The sequence below is a fragment of the Microbacterium sp. genome (genome assembly GCF_036277215.1).
Taxonomy (GTDB): Bacteria; Actinomycetota; Actinomycetes; order Actinomycetales; family Microbacteriaceae; genus Microbacterium.
Genome location: NZ_DASUNI010000085.1, coordinates 1 through 20,113 on the forward strand (window position 1 = coordinate 1; position 20,113 = coordinate 20,113).

At 68.3% G+C, this 20,113-nt stretch carries 19 protein-coding genes; 11 read left to right on the forward strand and 8 right to left on the reverse strand.

All coding sequences use genetic code 11. From position 1 onward, the window contains the following. Positions 1 to 73 precede the first annotated feature (73 nt). From purL to VFX99_RS04270, 6 genes are all read left to right on the forward strand, one after another. Positions 74 to 2,404, forward strand: coding sequence for a phosphoribosylformylglycinamidine synthase subunit PurL (gene purL / locus VFX99_RS04245; protein WP_329665074.1), 2,331 nt, complete (start codon positions 74 to 76; stop codon positions 2,402 to 2,404). Positions 2,405 to 2,506: 102 nt separating this feature from the next. Then, complete coding sequence (locus VFX99_RS04250) at positions 2,507 to 2,638, forward strand: hypothetical protein (RefSeq protein ID WP_329665075.1); 132 nt, start codon at positions 2,507 to 2,509, stop codon at positions 2,636 to 2,638. A 120-nt stretch (positions 2,639 to 2,758) separates the two neighbouring features. Then, the gene (locus tag VFX99_RS04255) at positions 2,759 to 3,706 is read left to right on the forward strand and encodes a hypothetical protein (protein ID WP_329665076.1); all 948 of its coding nucleotides are present in this window, start codon (positions 2,759 to 2,761) and stop codon (positions 3,704 to 3,706) included. Positions 3,707 to 3,908: 202 nt separating this feature from the next. Continuing rightward, entirely contained in the window at positions 3,909 to 4,304 is a 396-nt protein-coding gene (locus VFX99_RS04260; protein WP_329665077.1) for a GntR family transcriptional regulator, read from the forward strand. Then, entirely contained in the window at positions 4,304 to 5,224 is a 921-nt protein-coding gene (locus tag VFX99_RS04265) for an ABC transporter ATP-binding protein (RefSeq protein ID WP_329665078.1), read from the forward strand. Before VFX99_RS04260 ends, VFX99_RS04265 begins: the two co-directional genes overlap by 1 nt. Positions 5,225 to 5,304: 80 nt before the next feature. Then, positions 5,305 to 5,973, forward strand: coding sequence for a hypothetical protein (locus VFX99_RS04270; protein WP_329665079.1), 669 nt, complete (start codon positions 5,305 to 5,307; stop codon positions 5,971 to 5,973). A 10-nt stretch (positions 5,974 to 5,983) separates the two neighbouring features. Here the strand turns inward: VFX99_RS04270 and VFX99_RS04275 are convergent, their stop codons facing one another. Further along, positions 5,984 to 7,072: an ATP-binding protein gene (locus VFX99_RS04275; RefSeq protein WP_329665080.1), complete on the reverse strand. Its 1,089-nt coding sequence runs from the start codon at positions 7,070 to 7,072 to the stop codon at positions 5,984 to 5,986. A gap of 24 nt (positions 7,073 to 7,096) precedes the next feature. After that, positions 7,097 to 7,420, reverse strand: a complete 324-nt coding sequence (locus VFX99_RS04280; protein ID WP_329665081.1) for a chorismate mutase — start codon at positions 7,418 to 7,420, stop codon at positions 7,097 to 7,099. 96 nt (positions 7,421 to 7,516) lie between these two features. On the opposite strand from VFX99_RS04280, the gene VFX99_RS04285 reads away from it, so the two are divergent. Further along, positions 7,517 to 8,674, forward strand: a complete 1,158-nt coding sequence (locus tag VFX99_RS04285; protein ID WP_329665082.1) for an AI-2E family transporter — start codon at positions 7,517 to 7,519, stop codon at positions 8,672 to 8,674. Here VFX99_RS04285 and VFX99_RS04290 read toward each other — a convergent pair. Then, positions 8,671 to 9,888 carry a lactonase family protein gene (locus VFX99_RS04290; protein WP_329665083.1) on the reverse strand — a complete coding sequence of 406 codons (1,218 nt, stop codon included), beginning with the start codon at positions 9,886 to 9,888 and terminating at the stop codon, positions 8,671 to 8,673. The two genes, VFX99_RS04285 and VFX99_RS04290, sit on opposite strands and share 4 nt — an antisense overlap. Then, positions 9,888 to 11,174: an adenylosuccinate synthase gene (locus tag VFX99_RS04295; RefSeq protein ID WP_329665084.1), complete on the reverse strand. Its 1,287-nt coding sequence runs from the start codon at positions 11,172 to 11,174 to the stop codon at positions 9,888 to 9,890. Before VFX99_RS04295 ends, VFX99_RS04290 begins: the two co-directional genes overlap by 1 nt. Positions 11,175 to 11,284: 110 nt before the next feature. Between VFX99_RS04295 and VFX99_RS04300 the strand changes: the two genes are divergently transcribed. From VFX99_RS04300 to VFX99_RS04315, 4 genes are all read left to right on the forward strand, one after another. Then, positions 11,285 to 11,986: a Pr6Pr family membrane protein gene (locus tag VFX99_RS04300; RefSeq protein WP_329665085.1), complete on the forward strand. Its 702-nt coding sequence runs from the start codon at positions 11,285 to 11,287 to the stop codon at positions 11,984 to 11,986. A 140-nt stretch (positions 11,987 to 12,126) separates the two neighbouring features. Continuing rightward, the gene (locus VFX99_RS04305; RefSeq protein WP_329665086.1) at positions 12,127 to 12,861 is read left to right on the forward strand and encodes a Pr6Pr family membrane protein; all 735 of its coding nucleotides are present in this window, start codon (positions 12,127 to 12,129) and stop codon (positions 12,859 to 12,861) included. 97 nt (positions 12,862 to 12,958) lie between these two features. After that, complete coding sequence (gene argG, locus VFX99_RS04310) at positions 12,959 to 14,401, forward strand: argininosuccinate synthase (protein WP_329665087.1); 1,443 nt, start codon at positions 12,959 to 12,961, stop codon at positions 14,399 to 14,401. 204 nt (positions 14,402 to 14,605) lie between these two features. Further along, positions 14,606 to 17,212 (forward strand): penicillin acylase family protein, encoded by a 2,607-nt coding sequence (locus VFX99_RS04315; protein WP_329665088.1) that lies wholly within the window; start codon positions 14,606 to 14,608, stop codon positions 17,210 to 17,212. Between the two features lie 35 nt (positions 17,213 to 17,247). On the opposite strand, the gene mnhG is transcribed toward VFX99_RS04315, so the two are convergent. From mnhG to VFX99_RS04335, 4 genes are all read right to left on the reverse strand, one after another. Further along, positions 17,248 to 17,685: a monovalent cation/H(+) antiporter subunit G gene (gene mnhG, locus VFX99_RS04320; RefSeq protein ID WP_329665089.1), complete on the reverse strand. Its 438-nt coding sequence runs from the start codon at positions 17,683 to 17,685 to the stop codon at positions 17,248 to 17,250. Continuing rightward, positions 17,682 to 17,951 carry a monovalent cation/H+ antiporter complex subunit F gene (locus VFX99_RS04325; protein WP_329665090.1) on the reverse strand — a complete coding sequence of 90 codons (270 nt, stop codon included), beginning with the start codon at positions 17,949 to 17,951 and terminating at the stop codon, positions 17,682 to 17,684. Before VFX99_RS04325 ends, mnhG begins: the two co-directional genes overlap by 4 nt. After that, positions 17,948 to 18,631, reverse strand: a complete 684-nt coding sequence (locus VFX99_RS04330; protein WP_329665091.1) for a Na+/H+ antiporter subunit E — start codon at positions 18,629 to 18,631, stop codon at positions 17,948 to 17,950. Before VFX99_RS04330 ends, VFX99_RS04325 begins: the two co-directional genes overlap by 4 nt. Next, positions 18,628 to 20,113 (reverse strand): Na+/H+ antiporter subunit D (locus tag VFX99_RS04335; RefSeq protein WP_329665092.1); only part of this gene is annotated, 1,486 nt, incomplete at its 5' end. The genes VFX99_RS04335 and VFX99_RS04330, both read right to left, overlap by 4 nt.

A 20,113-nucleotide genomic window follows, 5' to 3' on the forward strand; every position in this document is an offset into this window, starting at 1 on the left:
GGGGCCGGGCGGACGCGGTGCCGGAACTAGGATGGGTCGTGTCCGGCGTCCCCGATTCCTGGAGCTGAGCCGCGTGACCACCCCCGCTTCGACCGCTGTCGCCGACACCGTCGAGAACGCCACCGCCACCCCCGAGAGAGAGCAGCCCTACGCGGCGCTCGGTCTCAAGCCGGACGAGTACGACAGGATCCGCGAGATCCTCGGCCGCCGCCCCACGTCGGGCGAGCTGGCCATGTACTCGGTCATGTGGTCGGAGCACTGCTCGTACAAATCCAGCAAGATCTACCTGCGCCAGTTCGGTGAGAAGGTCTCCGACGAGATGAAGACCCGGCTCATGGTGGGCATGGGCCAGAACGCCGGCGTCGTCGACATCGGCGAAGGCTGGGCGGTCACCTTCAAGGTCGAGTCGCACAACCACCCGAGCTACATCGAGCCGTTCCAGGGTGCCGCGACCGGCGTCGGCGGCATCGTCCGCGACATCATCTCGATGGGCGCCCGCCCCGTCGCCGTCATGGACCAGCTGCGCTTCGGGGCGATCGACAATCCCGACACCGCGCGCGTCGTGCACGGCGTCGTGTCCGGCATCTCGTTCTACGGCAACTGCCTGGGCCTGCCCAACATCGGCGGCGAGACGGTCTTCGACGCGGTCTATCAGGGCAACCCGCTCGTCAACGCCCTCGCAGTCGGCGTGCTGCGCCACGAGGACCTCAAACTCGCCAACGCGTCCGGCGCCGGTAATCAGGTCGTGCTGTTCGGTGCCCGCACCGGTGGGGACGGCATCGGCGGAGCATCCATCCTCGCCTCCGACACGTTCGCCGCAGGCGGGCCGACGAAGCGCCCCGCAGTCCAGGTCGGCGACCCGTTCGCAGAGAAGGTGCTCATCGAGTGCTGCCTCGAGCTGTACCGCGACGACCTCGTCGAGGCGATCCAGGATCTCGGCGCCGCGGGAATCTCATGCGCGACGAGCGAGCTCGCCGCCAACGGCGGAAGCGGCATGCGCGTCGACCTCGAGAAGGTGCTCCTGCGCGACCCGTCGCTCACGCCCGAGGAGATCCTCATGAGCGAGAGCCAGGAGCGGATGATGGCCATCGTCGCGCCCGGCAAGCTCGATGCGTTCCTCGAGGTCGTCCGCAAATGGGATGTCGAGACCAGCGTGCTCGGCGAGGTCACCGGCGACGGGCGCCTCATCATCGAATGGCACGGTGAGGTCATCGTCGACGTCGACCCCGCGACCGTGGCTGTCGACGGGCCCGTGTACGAGCGGCCGGTCGCCTACCCCGTGTGGATCGACGCGCTCCGCGACGACTCGGCGACGGCGCTCAGCCGCTCGGACGACCCCGATACGCTCCGGCGTCAGTTCACCCAGCTGCTGGCGAGCCCCAACCTCGCGGACACGTCGTGGGTCACCAATCAGTACGACTACTACGTCATGGGCAACACCGCCCTGTCCTTCCCCGACGATGCCGGCATGATCCGCGTCGACGAGCACTCCGGTCTCGGCTTCGCGATCGCCACCGACTGCAACGGGCGCTTCTGCCAGCTCGACCCGTACGAGGGAGCGAAGCTCGCCCTCGCCGAGGCCTACCGCAACGTCGCCGTCACCGGCGCCGAGCCCACCGCGGTCACCGACTGCCTCAACTTCGGAAGTCCCGAGAACCCCGAGGTCATGTGGCAGTTCTCGCAGGCCGTCGCCGGTCTGGCGGACGGATGCCTCGAGCTCGGGATTCCGGTGACGGGCGGCAACGTGAGCTTCTACAACCAGACCGGCGACCAGCCGATCTTCCCGACCCCGGTGGTGGGAGTCCTCGGGATCATCGATGACGTCGCGCGCCGCATCCCGAGCGGGTGGCAGGATCCGGGCGAGAACATCTACCTGCTCGGCGTGACGGCGACCGAACTCAGCGGCTCCGCGTGGGCCGGCACGGTGCACGGCCACCTCGGCGGTCGTCCGCCTGCGGTCGACCTCGGCAACGAGAAGCGGCTGGCCGGGCTCCTGCACGCAGCATCCCTGCAGTCGCTCGTCTCCAGTGCGCACGACCTCTCCGCCGGCGGACTGGCGCAGGCTCTCGCCGAGGGCGTGCTGCGCTTCGGCGTCGGAGCCCGTGTGTGGCTGCGCGAGATCATGGAGCGCGACGGCGTGGATGCGGCATCCGCTCTGTTCTCGGAGTCGACGGGGCGGGTCATCGTGACCGTGCCGCGCGAGGACGACGTGAAGTTCCGCGGGCTGTGCGAGGGGCGGGGATACCCCGTGCTGCGCATCGGCGTGAGCGATGCCCCCGGCGAGGGGGACGAGCCTGCGCTCGAGATCCAGGACCTGTTCACCGTGCCGCTCGCCGAGCTGCGCGACCTGTCCCGCTCGACGCTGCCGACGGCGTTCGGACCGACCGTCTCCGAGCCCGCTTAGATCTCGAACCGGCGGCTGCAGCACCTGCTCGATCGAGCGCCGCGACCGCATCGAGGCCCGGCTGCGCTCGGCATCGCTCCAGTCCGGCTCTAAGCTGACCCCATGGCAGAGGACGAGTACGGCGACTACAACGAGGCGCGGCAGCGACGGGTCAAGATCATCGCGTGGGTCGTCATCGTGTCGCTGATCCTGGTCGGCGGCGGCGCCACCGTGCTCGCGCTGATCTTCGGCTGACCTCCGAAGACGCCCGAAGCGGTCGTCGAGCGGCGCGCCGGCGCGTAGCGAGACACGGCCGACCTGCAAGCTCGCTGACGACCGGGTCACCCCGACCCGCTCGGCGGTTAGCATGACAGGGTGGAGCCCCTCTTCCAGTTCCTGGGCAGCTACTGGTGGCTCGTCTTCCCTCTCATGGGTGTGATGGGCGGCATCGGCAGCGCCTGGGAGCGCAACGCGCGCCGCCGACACCGGCGCCGGCTGGAAGTGCTGCACGCCAAGGCGGAGCTCAAGGCGGCGCAGGCCGCCGCACGGGGCAAGCCGATCACGATGCCGATACCCGCTGCCGCGCCCGCGGCGGCCGCATCGCTGCCGAGGCAGAGCGCCGCCACCCCGCAGGGAACGCAGCTCGAGCGGCTGTTCGCCGCCCACGACGCGGTGACCGCCCGCTGGCTCGACTACGAGCTGGACGTCGCGAAGCTCATCGCGTTCCCCGCGATGAGCGACGGCCGTCAGCCCCTCACCGCAGCCTTCCTCCGGGCCAAGCGGGTGGCCGACGGCCTGCGTCCGGCATCCGCCAAGGCACGCCTCACGCGAGACCAGCTCACCGAGTACCGCAACGCGGTCGCCGACTTCGAGGTCGCGTTCGACGTCGCCGAGCGCGATGCACGGCGGCTGAAGGACTCCTCGTTCACGGTTGTCGAGCGCAAGCGGCTCGATACCGCCAAGCAGCTGCTGACGATCGCGATCGACCAGGCCGCGACGCCGGCTGAGCGGCAGGTCGCCTACCGGCGGGTGCGCGAGGAGCTCGACGGGCTCATCTCGCTCTCCGACGAGGCCATCGAGGTCCTCGAAGGCCAGGTCTCGCTCGAACTGACGACGGGCACGGTGCCGCAGGCGCCCGGGAGGGACGGGTCCCGGGCGGTGCCGCAGCGTTCGGGCGGCACGACGACCGACCGAGCGGATGCAGCTCCGACCCGCGATCGCATCCCCGCTCCTCGCCCTGGCCAGCCCGCCCCGTGGCCCGTCCCGGCGCGCAGCTCCGACACGGCCCCCGGGCGTGTCATCCGTCCCAAGTCCCACCCCTGAAACTCCGACGCGAAGTCCCGTCGCATCGCACTGCGTCGATGCGCCTAGTGCACGACGTCGCGCCGAGTGCACGACTCGGCAGCGTCCCCGGGCCGTTCTCTCGGTGACAAGCCGTCGACTTCGCAGAGCCCAGATGGCCTTGACGTCGACGCGCTTCAGTGGTTATCTAGCTGAGTAACTAACCAACCCAGCGGAGGACGACGTGATGGAAGAAGGCCGAGCCCTCTTCCTCCAGATCGCTGAGGGCGTGGAGGACTCGATCATCGACGGCAGCCTGAACGAAGAGACTCAGGCGCCCTCCACGAACGAGCTCGCCGCCTTTTTCCGCATCAACCCCGCAACCGCTGCCAAGGGAGTGAACATGCTCGTCGACAAGGGCGTGCTCTACAAGAGGCGCGGCATCGGCATGTTCGTCGCGCCCGGCGCACGCGAGCTGCTGCTGGCCGAGCGTCGCACCGCATTCGCCGACAAGTACGTCGAGCCGCTGCTCGCCGAGGCACGCAAACTCGGCCTCGGTCCCGAGGATCTCTCGCTGCTGATCCTCGACCGCGCACAGGCCGCTCGGCCCGAATCATCCGCCACGGAAGGAGCTGCATGATGACCGACGTGATCGAGGTCAGCCACCTCACCAAGCGCTACCGCGAGACGCTGGCGGTCGACGACGTGTCATTCCGTATCGAGGAGAACACGATCTACGGCCTGCTGGGTCGCAACGGCGCCGGCAAGACCACGGTCATGTCGATTCTCACGGCGCAGAACTTCGCGACCAGCGGCGACATCCGCATCTTCGGCGAGCACCCCTACGAGAACACCCGGGTGCTGCGGCGCATGTGCTTCGTGCGCGAGAGCCAGAAGTACCCGGACGACGCGCTGCCCAAGCACGCGTTCCGGACGGCGCGGCTGTTCTTCCCGAACTGGAGCCAGGAGCTCGCCGACCAGCTGATCGACGAGTTCCAGCTGCCGATGAAGAAGCGGATCAAGAAGCTCTCGCGAGGTCAGCTCTCGGCAGTCGGAGTGATCATCGGGCTGGCCTCCCGTGCCGAGATCACCTTCTTCGACGAGCCGTACCTCGGCCTCGACGCCGTCGCGCGTCAGATCTTCTACGACCGTCTTCTCGAGGACTACACCGAGCGCCCCCGCACGGTGATCCTGTCGAGCCACCTGATCGATGAGGTTGCGAACCTGATCGAGAAGGTGCTCGTGATCGACCGCGGGCGCATCGTCATGGACGAAGACACGGATGCCGTCCGCAACCGGGCCGCCACCATCGTCGGCGACGCGGCGGCGGTCGACGCCTTCGTCGACGGCCGCGAGGTCATCCACCGCGAGAGCCTCGGTCGCGTGACGGCGGTGACCGTGCTGGGCGCCCTCTCCTCATCCGACCGCGAGCGCCTCGCGTCGGCGAACCTCGATGTCGCGCCCGTTTCCCTCCAGCAGCTGATCGTCCGCCTCACCCAGCACTCCGCAGGTGAAGCGGCCGCACTCAACGACCACGCCGAAGAAGGAGCAGTCAAGTGAGCACCTCGTGGCAACCGCCAGTACTCAATGGGGCTGCGCCCCAAACCCCCCGCGCGCTTCGCACCCTCAGCGTCGTGCGCATGCAGCTGATCAACCGGCAGACCTACATCTGGATCCCGCTGATCATCTTGGGCGGTGCTTTCCTGATCGCCCTGGCGATCTACGCCATGCTTGCCAACGCCGGGGTGGACGGGCCCAAGTTCGGGGGCGGCGCCCAGGCTCCGCTCTGGTACTTCCTGGTCGTCGGCGTGCAGGCACTGACCCTCACGTTCCCGTTCTCACAGGCCATGAGCGTCACGCGTCGCGAGTTCTACCTCGGCACCCTGCTCACGGCCGGACTGACCTCCGCGATCCTCGCCGTGATCGCCGTGATCGGCGGTCTCCTCGAGCGCGCCACCGACGGATGGGGCGTCAACGGCTGGTTCTTCGGTCTGCCCTGGATCTGGGAGGCCGGACCCTTCGGCGCCCTGCTGCTGAACTTCGTCGTGGCCATGCTGTTCTTCGTCATCGGCTTCTGGGCCGCGACCATCTACAAGCGATTCGGGCCGCTGTGGCTGACGGTCGTGCTCGTCGGGATCGGCGTGTTGCTGGTTGCCGGAATGTGGCTCGTCGGACGACTGGATGCCTGGGCCGCCGTGTTCGGATGGTTCGCCACCGTGGGCGTTGTGGGTCTCTCCCTGTGGGGCGCAGTATTGACCGCTGTCCTCGCCGCGATCGCGTTCCTCACGCTGCGCCGCGCGGTTCCCTGACGACTCCCGATCAGCGCAGCGGGACCTTCACGTCGATGCCGCCCTCGTGCGTGAGCCGCGCGCCCATCTGCACCAGGCTCGGTTGGTCGACGAAGCCGCCGGCGAACAGCGCCTGACCCTGCGCGAAGCTCGGCGAGCGCTCGAGCAGCGATTCCGGCGCATAGCCGAAGACCTCGGACAGCTCCGCCAGATCGCGCGGCGAGCTCATCCGCATCAGGGCGAGGTTGTCGCACTGCGAGAGTGCGTTCGGGTGCACCTTCGAGGGCCGCTGCGTCGAGAGCAGCAGCCAGAGCCCGTATTTCCTGCCCTCGGCGGCGATCTGAACGATGCGCTCGGTGAGCAGCCGCTCGACGGGCGTCGCAGGATCGGGTGTGCAGAGGTTGTGGGCCTCGTCGATCACGATGAGTCGGCCGATGCGCTGCTCACGATGCTCCCAGAGATGGTCGAGCACGGCGAGCGCGGCGGCGCGCGACTCGGGCTGCGTGGCGAAGCCGCCGAGGTCTACCACTGTGGCGTCGGGCTGGTCGTCGATGTCGTCGGTGACGCTCCGCTGGCCCCAGGCCCACAGCTTCCACTCGGCGACGCCGAGGTTCTCGAGGCGCATCGCGAGCTGATGGCGGATGCGATCGGGATGCGAGCGGATGAATCCCACCAGGTCGTGGTCCTGCACGAGCGAGATGTCGGTCTCCATCCGCAGCATCGTGTTGTAGTCGTCCGCGTCCAGGACCGGGTCGATCTGGAGGATCGCAGCGCGCGAGCGCAGCGGCATGGCCAGGAACCTCGTTCGCAGCGGCTCACCCGCACCCGCCGTCGAGCGACGGACACGGATGTCGCGCGTCGCGAGTTCCGCGGCATCCGCGGCCGGTGCGTCCTCGTGCACCTCTCCGAGCCGCACGAAATCGGAGTTCGGGTCGAGGATCACGACGGGGAGCCGGGTGCGCAGCAGGATCTGCTCGAGCGCGACGCCGAGTGCGTACGTCTTTCCGGAGCCGCTCTGCCCGCACCAGAAGGTGTGCCGGTTGAGCTTGGCCGCCAGGAGTCTGGCCGGCGCGGCGTTCTCCGATTCGAGAAGAGTGCCGATGGTGAGGTCGCTGGCCATGCGGTGTCCTTTCGGCGAGGCGGGTCAGAGTTCTTCGGCGGCTTCGACGTGGTGGCGGATCACCTCGGCGACCACGAATGTGAACCACTTCTGGGCGAACTCGGGATCGAGTTCGGCGTCGATCGCGAGCGCTCGCAGGCGGGTGAGCTGCTGCTCCTCGCGAGCCGGGTCGGATGCCGGCATCCCGTGCTCCGCCTTCAGCACGCCGACCTGCTTGGTCGCCCGGAAGCGCTCCGCGAGGAGGTAGACGAGCGCGGCGTCGATGTTGTCTATGCTGCCGCGCAGCCGGCGCAGGGTCTCGAGCGCCTCGGTGTCGTCGGCAGTCGGCCGAGACGTGTGATCGGTCATCAGGTTCCTCCTCGCTCCCCGACGATACCGCGCGGGGCGAAATCGTCGCCGAGGAGGCCCATGACCGCCGCGGGTCACGACCCCTAGAGTGTGTCCATGACCGATGGAACTCCCTCGCCCGAGCCGCTCGCGGTCAGCCCGTCAGCAGGTACCGACGCCGCCGCGACGGCTGCTCCACTCACACCGATCGAGCGGCATCGACCGTTCTGGGCACGCCTGGACAGTCCATTCACCGTGGGGTTCCTGCTGACCATCGGCGGCCTCGCGGCGTTCGTCCTCGGAGTGGCCGTCAGCAACATCGCCACCGTGATCATCTACATCGCACTGGCGATGTTCGCGGCGCTGGGACTCGACCCGGTCATCCAGTGGTTCGGCCGCCACAACGTCAAACGGCCCTGGGCGATCGCGATCGTGTTCCTGGTGCTCGGCGTCCTCGGCGCCGGCCTCCTCTGGCTTGTGGTGCCCGCCCTGATCGACCAGATCGGCGAGTTCATCTCCGGCATCCCCGCGACGATCGCCAACTTCGAGACCTCCGACACCTACGCGTGGCTCGAAGGGATCTTCGGCCCGGGTCTGACGACCCTGGTCGATGAGGTGCAGAAGTTCCTGCTCGACCCCGGCAACATCGCGGCGATCTCGGGGGGTCTCCTGAAGGTGGGCGTGGGTATCGCGACGGCCCTGTCGGGCCTGCTGATCATCGTCGTGCTCACGCTCTACTTCGTCGCGTCCCTGCCCGGCATCAAAGAGTCCCTGATGCAGTTCGCGCCGGCGCGCAACCGGCCGAAGGTGCGCGACATGACCAACCAGATCACCGAGTCCATCGGCGGCTACCTCATGGGCATGGTCATCCTGGCGTTCTTCAACTCCGTCGTCGCGTTCCTCCTGCATCTCTTCCTCGGCCTGCCCTACCCCTTGCTGATGGGCGTGCTCGCGTTCTCGATCACGATCATCCCGCTCGTCGGCCCGGTGCTCTACTGGATCTTCGCGACCACCCTGGCTCTGTTCACGAGCCCGCTTGCCGCGCTCATCTTCGGGCTCGCCTACCTCGTATACATCCAGATCGAGGCCTATGTGATCACGCCGAGGGTGATGAGCAAGGCCATCTCCATCCCCGGATCGCTCGTCGTCATCGGAGCCCTGATCGGCGGAACCCTCCTGGGCCTGCTCGGCGCCCTCATCGCGGTGCCGGTGACCGCGTCGATCCTGCTGATCATCAAGCAGGTCTTCATACCGCGGCAGGACGCGAAGCTCTAGCGAGCCGGCAGCAGACAGGTCGGCGTCGGAATCTCCGCGCGATGGCGCACGCCGCCGGGGACTCCGGAGCGCGCGTCGAGCGTGAGGGATACGACGTCGTCGGACCGCTGCCCCGCGACGAGCAGCGTGTCGCGCACGACGAGATGGTGCCTCGGCCAGTCCACGCCCGAGTCGGCGAGCGCGACCGGCTCGACCCGCTCGCCGGATCCGCGTACGCGCAGCGTCGCGATCGTGTTGCTGCCGCGCAGCCCGGCGTAGAGGAAGTCGCCGTCGCGTGACCGAGCCAGTTCCGCCCCGGTGTCCCGGCCGGTGCCGGGCGGGCTGACCGCCACGCCGCCGAGCAGCGACCAGCGCCCGTCGCGTCCTGAGCCGAGGGTGAACACCTCGCACGAGAACTCGGTCACCACGTGCAGATGCCCGCTCGGATGAAGCACCATGTGGCGCGGGCCCGAGCCCAGCGGCAGCACGACCTCGTGGTCCAGCCGCAGACCCGTGCGAGTCGGACGCCAGATGCGGACGAGGTCGAAGCCCAGGTCAGTGGTGGCGATCCGCCCGTCCGGGAGGAAGAGCGCTGCGTGCGCGCGGGAGACCCGCTCCGGGTCCACGGCATCGACCGTGGGCTCGCCGGGATCGGGGGGGTCGCCCACCTCGTCGTACCCGGGGACGAGGTGGGAGAATTCATCCCCCGCCGCCGCACGCAGCGAACGCGCCGCCGCCGCGAGGTCGATCTCCATGGACGTGTCGCGTGACGTGAACTCCTGCGCTGCCGATGCGAACGGATCCACCGGTCCGGCGAACGGGTCGGCGGCCGCCGCGCCGAGGGCGGGAGCGGACGGCCGGCCGGCGGAATCCAGGGCCATTCGCACCACGCGGCCATCGCCCCAGCAGCTCGCGATGAGCGAGCCCGCATCGGGTGCGACAGCGACGTGGCACACCGCCGCGCCGGCTTCGACCGGTCGGCCGAGGGGCGAGAACGTCGACTCGCCGGTGCGGACGAACGCAGCCACCGTGCCAGCGGCCTCGAGCGAGGCGTAGACGACGTCGAGAGCGGGATGCTGCGCCAGCCACGACGGAGAGTCGACGGCCACGGCGGTCCCGGTGAACGACAGGGCACCGCCCGCCGATCCGTCGTCGGCCGAGCCGGCCAGGAGCGTCCCGATCCCCGAGGCATGACCTCCCATGTCGGCGGTGTACCCGCCGAGCCACAGGCGCATCAGTCGATGAGGTCGTGGCGGACGATGACCGCATCGCGTGCCGCGCCCACCCCGATCACCGAGATCCGGGTTCCGCTCATCTGCTCGAGCGCCAGCACGTACTCCTGCGCTGCCAGCGGGAGCTCCTCGAAGGTCCGGGCGCCGGAGATGTCTTCCTTCCAGCCCGGGAAGAACTCCAGGATCGGCTTGGCGTGGTGGAAATCGGACTGGTTGACCGGGACCTCGTCGAACCGCGTTCCCTCGACCTCGTAGGCCACGCACACCGGGATCTCGTCGAGTCCGGTGAGGATGTCGAGCTTGGTCAGCACGAGATCGGTGATGCCGTTGATGCGCGTCGCGTAGCGGGTGATCGGAGCGTCGTACCAGCCGACGCGACGCGGCCGGCCGGTCGTCGTGCCGAATTCGAAGCCGCGCGAGCGCAGCCACTCGCCCTGCTCGTCGAAGAGCTCGGTCGGAAACGGACCAGAGCCGACCCGCGTCGTGTACGCCTTCACGATGCCGACGATCCGGTCGAGCCGGTTCGGTCCGACACCGGCGCCGGTCGCCGCACCGCCCGCGGTCGCCGACGATGACGTCACGAACGGGTAGGTGCCGTGGTCGACATCGAGCATCGTCGCCTGGCCGCCCTCGAAGACGACGACGTCCCCGGCATCCAGAGCGTCGTTCAGCAGGAGTGACGTGTCCGCGACCATCGGGCGCAGCCGTTCCGCGTACGACAGCAGGTCCTCGACGATCTCGTCGCACGTGATCGCGCGGCGGTTGAAGACCTTCACCAGCAGGTGGTTCTTCTGGTCGAGGGCGCCCTCCACCTTCTGGCGCAGGATGTTCTCGTCGAACAGATCCTGGACCCGCAGCCCGACGCGATTGATCTTGTCGGCGTAGGCGGGACCGATCCCGCGGCCCGTCGTCCCGATCATGCGCTTGCCCAGGAAACGCTCGGTGACCTTGTCGAGCACGCGGTGGTACTGGGTGATGATGTGGGCGTTCGCGCTCACCTGGAGGCGTGACGTGTCCACCCCGCGCGCGTGCAGCGCCTCGAGTTCCGCGAACAGCACCTCGAGGTCGATCACGACGCCGTTGCCGATCACGGGCGTCACACCCGGCGACAGGATGCCGGAGGGAAGGAGGTGCAGCGCGTACTTCTCGTCCCCGATGACGACGGTGTGACCGGCGTTGTTGCCGCCGTTGAACTTCACGACCCAATCCGTGCGGTCACCGAGCAGATCTGTGGCCTTGCCCTTGCCCTCGTCCCCCCACTGAACTCCGACGATGACGATGGCGGGCATATTCACTCCTCGGGAAGGATCCGACGGTACACCCCATCCTATCCGGGCCGACTTGCGCGCCCGGGGCGCGCGGACCGCCCGGTGCGCGAGGCCGCCGATATGTTGGGCGCATGCTTCGCACCCCCGCCTGGGCACGGACGTGGTCCGTCTTCAGACTCATCATGGCCGCGATCATCGTCGCGGCGATCCTCGCTCAGCTCTCCGCCTCGGTGCGCCGCGCGATCGAGAACGGGAACGATGTCGCGACTGTCATCGCGAACTTCTTCAGCTTCTTCACGATCCTCTCCAACGCCGCATCGGCCGTCGTGCTCGTGTGGGCGGCGCTCTGGTACTTCACGCGAGGCGCCCGCGCGAAGTCGGAACCGCGCGGTCTCGCGATCGCCCTCGCCTCCATCACCACGTACATGATCGTGACCGGGCTGGTCTACAACACCCTGCTCCGCACCATCGAGCTCCCTCAGGGCAGCCAGCCGATCCCCTGGTCGAACGAGACGCTGCATGTCGTGGCGCCGGTCTTCCTCCTGCTCGATCTGTTCCTCGCACCGCTCCGCCGCAGGCTCAACTGGACTGCGGTCCTCGCGATCGCCGTCTTCCCGATCGTCTGGGCCGTCTACACCCTGGTACGCGGACCACTGGTGACCAGTCCGATCACCGGCAGCCCGTACTGGTACCCGTACCCGTTCATGGACCCGAACAACTTCGCGAACGGCTACCTCGGCGTGTCGGTCTACGTCGTCGCGATCGCGATCGCGATCATCGCGGTCGGATTGCTGGTGGTGTGGATCGGGCGGCGCCGCGGGAGTCATTTGTAGACTTCACACAACCTTTCTGTCCCCCATTTGGGCTACTTCGCTGTTTGCGGTGCCAACATTCCCGTCGGGCGCTCGCGCGGCCATTACCACTTATCTCATGGGGATGCCACACACCGGGGGAAAGTGAAAGGTCACCGAAAATGCGTTGGTCATGGTTCAGGATCGCGGCGGCGGTCACAGCCCTGTCCGGCATCGTCGCCGGATTCATCGTCAACATCGACCGTGCGTCGCGAGCACAGCAGGATCTCGAGCTCGTTCTGGTCAACTACTTCAGCCTGTTCACCATCGTCTCGTCGCTGCTCAGCGTCGTGGCATTGGTGGCAGCCGCCACGTGGTCGCAGCGGCATCCGGGAACCACCCGGGAGCCGCTCGGGATCGCGCTGGGCCTCGCGGCGGTCGCCGGCCCGGTCCTGCTGCTCGGCATCGTCTACAACGTGCTGCTGCGTGACGCACCGACCGGCATCGCACTCGGCGACACGGCCGGAATCAGACTGCTGGATTCATACGCCGTCGAGGTCCTGCACGTCGTACTGCCGATCTACTTCATCCTCGACCTGCTGTGGGCACCGCGACGCCGTGGGCTGCCGTGGTGGTCGCTCGCCGTGTTCGTCGGGTATCCCCTCGGATGGACGGTCTACACGATGGTGCGGGGCTTGCGCGTCTCGAACCCCGACGGCAGCACGTCGTGGTGGTATCCGTACCCGTTCCTCGATCCGCACAACGCGGGCTACGGATCTGCGTTCGCATACATCGCCGCCATGTTGGTCGCGTTCCTCGCGATCGGAGCCGTGATCATCGCGATCGGCCGTCACCGTGAGAAGCGTGCGGCGGTGCGGGGCGGAGCGGCGCCGGCGACGGGCGCCCTGCACGTCTGAGCAGGGACCGCGATGCCGGGTCGGGGTCCCTCCCGACCCGGCATCGCCGCGTTCTCCTCGGACGGGGCGCGGGGCACCGGCTCAGTAGGATCGAAGGATGTCGAAGGTTCTGCAGTCCCTCCCCGTCGGCGAGCGCGTCGGCATCGCTTTCTCCGGAGGACTCGACACGTCCGTCGCCGTCGCCTGGATGCGTGACAAGGGTGCCATCCCCTGCACGTACACGGGTGACCTCGGTCAGCCCGACGAGGACGACATCGACGCGATCCCCGGCCGCGCTCTCGATTACGGCGCCGAGGTGTCGCGCCTGGTCGACTGCAAGACCGCGCTCGTGGAGGAAGGTCTGGGCGCCCTCGCGTGCGGCGCGTTCCACATCCGCTCGGGCGGCAAGACCTATTTCAACACCACCCCGCTCGGCCGCGCCGTCACCGGCACGCTGCTGGTCCGGGCCATGAAGGACGACGGCGTCGACATCTGGGGCGACGGCTCGACCTATAAGGGCAACGACATCGAGCGGTTCTACCGCTACGGCCTGCTCGCGAACCCGCGCCTCCGGATCTACAAGCCCTGGCTCGATGCCGACTTCGTCACCGAGCTCGGCGGTCGTTCCGAGATGTCGGCCTGGCTCGTCGAGCACGGATTCCCGTATCGCGACAGCGCCGAGAAGGCCTATTCCACCGATGCGAACATCTGGGGAGCCACCCACGAGGCCAAGACTCTCGAGCACCTGGACGTCTCCCTCGAGACGGTTGAGCCGATCATGGGAGTGCGGTTCTGGGACCCCGCGGTCGAGATCGCGGCCGAGGACGTCACCATCACATTCGAACTCGGACGCCCGGTCGCCATCAACGGCGTAGAGTACGCCGACGGCGTCGAGCTCGTGCACGAGGCGAACCGCATCGGCGGGCGTCACGGCCTGGGCATGAGCGACCAGATCGAGAACCGCATCATCGAGGCGAAGAGCCGCGGCATCTACGAGGCGCCGGCGATGGCGCTGCTGTTCATCGCATACGAACGCCTGGTGAACGGCATCCTGAACGAAGACACCCTCGCGACCTATCACGAGCAGGGACGCCGGCTCGGTCGGCTCATGTACGAGGGGCGCTGGCTCGAGCCGCAGTCTCTGATGCTGCGCGAGTCGATCCAGAAGTGGGTGGGCTCGACGATCAACGGTTCGGTCACCCTGCGCCTGCGCCGCGGCGAGGATTACACGATCCTCGACACGACGGGTCCCAACCTCTCGTACGCGCCGGAGAAGCTCTCGATGGAGCGGGTCGGCGACGCCGCATTCGGACCGACGGATCGCATCGGCCAGCTGACCATGCGCAACCTGGACATCGCCGACTCCCGCTCGCGCCTCGAGCAGTACGCAGGCCTGGGCCTGATCGGCGGCGCGACGGGTGCCCTCGTGGGTCGCATCACGTCGGGCGAGGCGGACGAGATCACCGAATCGGCTGCGCCGCCGGATGCCGAGGCCGACGCTCTCGAGGATGCCATCGAAGCGGCATCCGAGTCGGCCATGTACGACGCCGGAACCGACTGAATCCGACGCGTCCGCCGGCGCCCGCGACCCGCTGGCGGAAGCCCGCAGCGCGGGCCGCGGGCTTCGAGTCCGCCGAGAGGGGTGCAGGGCTGCGGGTCCGCGGGTTACGATTCCTGACGGTGCTCGCGCGACCCGAAGGCGTGGGACCGAGGATCGCGAAGCATGACATCGCGTCCCCACACTGCCCACCCGAAAGCCCCTTCAATGTCGAAGACCATTGCCGCACCGGTGACGATCGAGCCGAGCGCGCAGCCCAGGAAGCGATCCGTGGGACGGATCATCGGGGCGGCGGCGTTCGGCATCGTCGCCGCGGTGATCGTGATCGCGCTCATCGCAGCCGGTTTCGTCGTGTGGACCATCCAGCGATCGTTCCCGCAGCTCGAGGGGACGATCGCGCTGGAAGGCCTCGGCGCCGATGTGGACGTGCAGCGCGATGAGCTCGGCATCCCGACGATCACCGCCGCGGACTCCGATGACCTTTTCTTCGCTCAGGGATACGTCCATGCGCAGGACCGCTTCTGGGAGATGGACTTCCGCCGGCACGTCACCAGCGGGAGGCTCTCGGAGCTCTTCGGGGAGTCGCAGCTGGCCACCGACTCCTTCCTGCGCACGCTCGGATGGCGCGGGATCGCTGCGCAGGAGGTGGCGGCTCTGGAGCCGACCGTCGCGGGCTACTACGACGCGTATGCCGCGGGCGTCAACGCATACCTCGCCGAGCACGACGGCGCCGACGCATCGTTCGAATACGCCATCCTCGGGATGCAGAACCCCGACTACGAGATCGAGCCGTGGACTCCGGAGGACTCGGTGGCCTGGCTGAAGGCCATGGCCTGGGACCTCCGGTCGAACGTCGAGGACGAGACCGAGCGGGCCCTCATCGCGGGGGACTTCACCTCTCAGCAGCTCGCGGAGCTCTATCCCCGCTACCCGTACGACCGCAATCCGGTGATCGTTCCGACGATCTCGGCGGTGAAACCGGCCGGTTCGGCGTCAGCCCGCGGGGCCGAGGCCGTTCCGGCATCCGTCGAATGGAGCGAGGTCGACGGCGTCCTCGCGGCCGTCGACGCGCTGATCGGAGACTCGGGCGAGGGCATCGGATCGAACTCGTGGGTCGTTTCGGGCGATCTGACCGAGAGCGGGATGCCGCTGCTGGCCAACGACCCCCATCTCGGGGCGGATCTCCCCAGCGTCTGGCACCAGGTGACCCTGCGATGCCGTGTCGTCAGCGACAGCTGCGCATTCGACGTGTCGGGATTCGGCTTCTCGGGAGTGCCGGGCGTGATCATCGGACACAACGCGCGGGTGGCGTGGGGCTTCACCAACCTGACCACTGACGTCACCGACCTCTATCTCGAGAAGCTCGAGGGCGACTCGTACTGGCGCGACGGAGTGCTCGTCCCCCTCGAGGAGCGCACCGAAACGATCCGGGTCGCGGGCGGGGATGACGTCGAGCTGCGCATCAGATCCACGGTCAACGGACCCATCGTCTCCAGCGTCAGCGACGACTTCGATGCGATCGCGAGCGAGCCCTACACCGGCACGGCCGGCATCGCCGCCGCGCCGGCATCCGCTCCCACCGGCGAGTATGCGGTCAGCCTGAAGTGGACCGCGCTGCAGCCCGGCACCGCGGCGGGATCCATCTTCGCGCTGAACCTCGCCGCGTCGTTCGAGGACTTCCGGGCCGCAGCCGAGCTGTTCGACGTGCCGGCGCAGAACCTCGTCTACGCGGACGTCGACGGCAACATCGGCTATCAGACCCCGGGCAGGCTGCCGATCCGGGGTGCGGGCGACGGCTGGATGCCGCAGCCGGGCTGGGATTCGACCTACGCGTGGCAGGGCTTCATCCCCTTCGACGAGCTGCCGTACTCCTTGAATCCCGCCGAGGGCTATGTCGTCACCGCCAACAACGCCGTCGTCAGCGCTGACTATCCCTACCTCCTCACCCGCGACTGGGACTACGGATGGCGGGCCGCCCGCGTCACCGACCTGCTGCAGCGCAAGTCCGCGATGGGCAAGCTCACGGCGGACGACATGCGCGACATCCAGGCCGACAACGAGTTCGTGATGGGCAAGCAGCTGGCCGCGGCCTACATGGACGTCTCCACCGGCCGGCCCGGACCGGATGCCGCGCTGGACCAGCTGCGCTCGTGGGACGCGCAGAACACCGCCGCATCCGGTGCCGCGGCGTACGCGAACGTGCTCTGGGATCAGCTGGTGACAGACCTGTTCGTGACCGGTCGCCAGCATCCGGCACCGGTCACGGGTCAGGGCCGGCTGTTCCTCGTGGTCGAGCAGCTGCTGGAGACCCCCGATTCGGAATGGTGGACGAACCCGGAGCTCGGCGTGGACGGTCAGGCCGAGATGCTCGAGCGTGCTGCCAGTGCGGCGTATGACCGGCTGGTCGGGCTGCAAGGCGACAACCCGTCGCAGTGGAACTGGGGATCGCTGCACGCACTGTCGCTCACCAGCGCCACCTTCGGGCTGTCGGGCATCGCGCCGATCGAGATGCTCTTCAACCGCGGCCCGTACCCGGTAGGCGGCGGCTCGTCGGTCGCGAATGCGACCGGGTGGGACATCGGAGCGGACTTCGAGACCGTCACCGTCCCCTCGATGCGCATGGTGGTCGATCTCGCCGACTTCGATGCGTCGCGGTGGAACCATCTCACCGGCACGAGCGGTCACACCTACCACCCCAATTACGTCGACCAGACCGAGACGTGGCAACGGGCGGAGCTCACACCGTGGGCATTCACGGAGACCGCGGTCGAGGCGTCCACGACTCACCGCCTGACGCTGGTTCCCGCGGGCTGACCCCCCCGTGAGTGGGTCAGCCGGGCGCAGGCGCGTCAGCCGCCCGCGGCGGGGGGCGTATGACGGGACTCCGCGAGCTCGTCCACGAACAGCGACTGCTCCTCGAGCGTTCCGTTGCGATATGCCTGGCGGCCGACCATGTGCGCCGACAGCGGGGCCGTGGCCAGCTGGATCAGAACCACTGGAACGAGGAACGCGACCACCGGCCAGGATCGCAGCGACAGCGCGATGGCGAGGCAGACGAGGATCAGCCCGAGGACCTGCGGCTTGGTCGCCGCGTGCAGACGGGTCGGTACATCGCGGAACCGCAGCAGGCCGATCGCCGCGGTCAGGCACAGCAGCGCCCCGATCAGGATCAGCACGAGCGCTGCCCCGTTCAGCCAGGCGTCGAGCGGGGTGGCGGCATCCGTCACGGGACTGTCCCCCACCGAGACGGCGGATACAGCGGATGCCGCGTGCAGAAAGGTCGTCATTGGTCCACGTTGTCCCGTCTCGCGACGAAGCGGGCGATCGAGATCGTGCCGAAGACGCCCACCGCGGCGATGATGAGCAGCAGCGGCAGGGTGCGCGTGTGCTGGTTGATCGCCATCTCCGCGCCGAGGACGCACAGCACCTCGGTGAGGAGCACGTCCGAGGCCACCGCCCGGTCGAGGATCGAGGGGCCGACCACGATCCGCCACAGAGTGAGCAGCGCGGCGACGGCGAAGACGACGTAGATCACGAGGAGCAGTGCGCTCATGCGGGTGCGCCTCCCTGCTGGGGCGTGTCGACTTCGGCTCGGCGGACGATCTCGAGCTGCGCACGGGAGCCGACGGCGCGCACGATGCGGGCCTCCCACCCCAGGATCGCGCGCCGCTGTCTCTCGACCTCGTCCTCCGAGGTCGCGCCGATCACGTGCAGGTACAGGATGCGGCGATCCCGGTCCGCCTCGATGATGATCGACCCGGGGATGAGGGAGGCCGTCACGGCGGTGTGCGTCATGATGAGGTCGTCATCGGTGCGCAGATGCACCGCGATGATGGAACTGCCCGGCTGACGCCGGAAGTCGAGCACCTGCCAGGCGACCAGGAGCGAACCGCGCACGAGCGCCGCGAAGAACGTGACGACGAAGATCAGTCCGTACCAGAGGTTCACGCGGCCGGAGAGTTCGACCGGCGGCAACCGGAACACGCGCGTCACCGCCACCGCCGCGACCAGCCCGGTGATGAACGCCGCGAGCGTGAACTGACCCCACAGCAGCATCCACAGTGCGACGAGCCAGACGAAGAACGGCAGCTGCCGCCACACCTGCTGGAGCACGCCGCGCTTGCCTCCGATGGTCCCGTCGGAGGCCCGGTCGGCCGCATCGCGAGCGGGTTCGCCGGCCGTGTGACCGGCGCTGTGCCGGGGGCGCGAGGTGTGGTGGATGGGCGCGGTCATCGGCTCGCGTCATCCTCGAGCTGCGAGATGCTGACAGGTTCGAGCAGGCTCGCCCCGATCCGGGCGCACACCTCGTAGAGCGGGCCCGCGAAGATCGTCAGCGACACCGTGACCGCGACCATTCCGGCCGTCGCCGCCGTCATGATGCGGGGGATCACGCGCCGCTCGGTCTCGATCGCGGCCGCGGGCGCGGCGCCGAGATAGGAGATCCGCTCCTCGGTCTCGGCGGAGTCGTCCTCCTCGCGCCAGAAGGAGAGGTTCCACGCGCGCATGAGCGCGTACAGGGTGAGCAGGGACGTGATGATGCCGCCGACGATGAGCACGATCATGATCGGCGTCCCGACCTCGGCACCCGCGTTGAAGAGGGCGTACTTGCCGATGAAGCCCGAAAACGGCGGCAGGCCGCCGAGGTTGATGGCCGGGATGAAGTACAGGACTGCGATCACCGGCGCGGCGCGCATGAGTCCTTTCACGCGGAGGATCGAGGTGCTTCCTGCTCGCCGCTCGACCAGCCCGACGGCGAGGAACAGCGTGGTCTGCACCACGATGTGGTGGACCATGTAGTAGATCGTCGCGCCGATCGCCGCCGGGGTCGCGATGGCGAGCCCGAACACCATGTAGCCGACGTGGCTCACGAGCGTGAACGAGAGGATGCGCTTGAGCTCGGCCTGCGCGACGGCGCCCAGGACGCCCACGATCATGGTCGCGAGCGCCACGATCATCAGGACGAAATTGACGTCGTTGACCCGGAACAGCTCGGTCTCGGTGCGGATCATCGCGTAGACACCGACCTTGGTCAGCAAGCCGGCGAAGACGGCGGTGACCGGTGCGGGGGCGGTCGGGTAGGAGTCGGGCAACCAGAAAGACAGCGGGAAGACGGCGGCCTTGATGCTGAACGCCAGCAGCAGCATCACGTGCAGCACGGTCTGGGTCTGCTGCGGCAGCTGCGTCATCCGCTCCGAGATCTGCACCATGTTCACGGTGCCGAGGGCGCCGTAGATCACGGCGATGGAGGCCAGGAACAGGATGGACGAGACGAGCGAGACGACGATGTACACGACGCCGGTGCGGATCCGGGACTCCGTGCTGCCGAGCGTGATCAGCACGTACGACGCGACCAGCAGGATCTCGAATCCGACATAGAGGTTGAACAGGTCGCCCGCGATGAACGCGGTGAAGATCCCCGCCGCCAGGATCAGGTACGACGGGTGGAAGATCGAGACGGGGGTGTCGTCGTCGCCGTCCGCGGCCCCCTGGCCGACGGAGAAAAGCAGCACCGCCAGCAGCACGATGCTCGACACGACGACCAGCAGCGCGGCGAGCCGGTCGACGTACAGCACGATCCCGAACGGGATCGGCCAGTCGCCCACCGACACGGCGATCGGGGCGTTTCCCGCGTCGACGACGACCAGCAGCACGGCGGCGATCACGAGGACGATCGTGAGCGTGACGACCGAGACGGCGACCTGTGTCCTGCGATGC

Excerpts from the sequence above, each read along its gene's own strand:
- VFX99_RS04265 (WP_329665078.1), top strand. The coding sequence starts at position 4,304 with ATGACCGACGTGATCGAGGTCAGCCACCTCACCAAGCGCTACCGCGAG.
- mnhG (WP_329665089.1), bottom strand. The coding sequence starts at position 17,685 with ATGACGACCTTTCTGCACGCGGCATCCGCTGTATCCGCCGTCTCGGTG.
- VFX99_RS04300 (WP_329665085.1), top strand. The coding sequence starts at position 11,285 with ATGCTTCGCACCCCCGCCTGGGCACGGACGTGGTCCGTCTTCAGACTC.
- VFX99_RS04275 (WP_329665080.1), bottom strand. The coding sequence starts at position 7,072 with ATGGCCAGCGACCTCACCATCGGCACTCTTCTCGAATCGGAGAACGCC.
- VFX99_RS04250 (WP_329665075.1), top strand. The coding sequence starts at position 2,507 with ATGGCAGAGGACGAGTACGGCGACTACAACGAGGCGCGGCAGCGACGG.
- argG (WP_329665087.1), top strand. The coding sequence starts at position 12,959 with ATGTCGAAGGTTCTGCAGTCCCTCCCCGTCGGCGAGCGCGTCGGCATC.
- VFX99_RS04280 (WP_329665081.1), bottom strand. The coding sequence starts at position 7,420 with ATGACCGATCACACGTCTCGGCCGACTGCCGACGACACCGAGGCGCTC.
- VFX99_RS04305 (WP_329665086.1), top strand. The coding sequence starts at position 12,127 with ATGCGTTGGTCATGGTTCAGGATCGCGGCGGCGGTCACAGCCCTGTCC.
- VFX99_RS04295 (WP_329665084.1), bottom strand. The coding sequence starts at position 11,174 with ATGCCCGCCATCGTCATCGTCGGAGTTCAGTGGGGGGACGAGGGCAAG.
- VFX99_RS04285 (WP_329665082.1), top strand. The coding sequence starts at position 7,517 with ATGACCGATGGAACTCCCTCGCCCGAGCCGCTCGCGGTCAGCCCGTCA.
- VFX99_RS04325 (WP_329665090.1), bottom strand. The coding sequence starts at position 17,951 with ATGAGCGCACTGCTCCTCGTGATCTACGTCGTCTTCGCCGTCGCCGCG.
- VFX99_RS04330 (WP_329665091.1), bottom strand. The coding sequence starts at position 18,631 with ATGACCGCGCCCATCCACCACACCTCGCGCCCCCGGCACAGCGCCGGT.
- VFX99_RS04315 (WP_329665088.1), top strand. The coding sequence starts at position 14,606 with ATGTCGAAGACCATTGCCGCACCGGTGACGATCGAGCCGAGCGCGCAG.
- VFX99_RS04270 (WP_329665079.1), top strand. The coding sequence starts at position 5,305 with ATGCAGCTGATCAACCGGCAGACCTACATCTGGATCCCGCTGATCATC.
- VFX99_RS04290 (WP_329665083.1), bottom strand. The coding sequence starts at position 9,888 with ATGCGCCTGTGGCTCGGCGGGTACACCGCCGACATGGGAGGTCATGCC.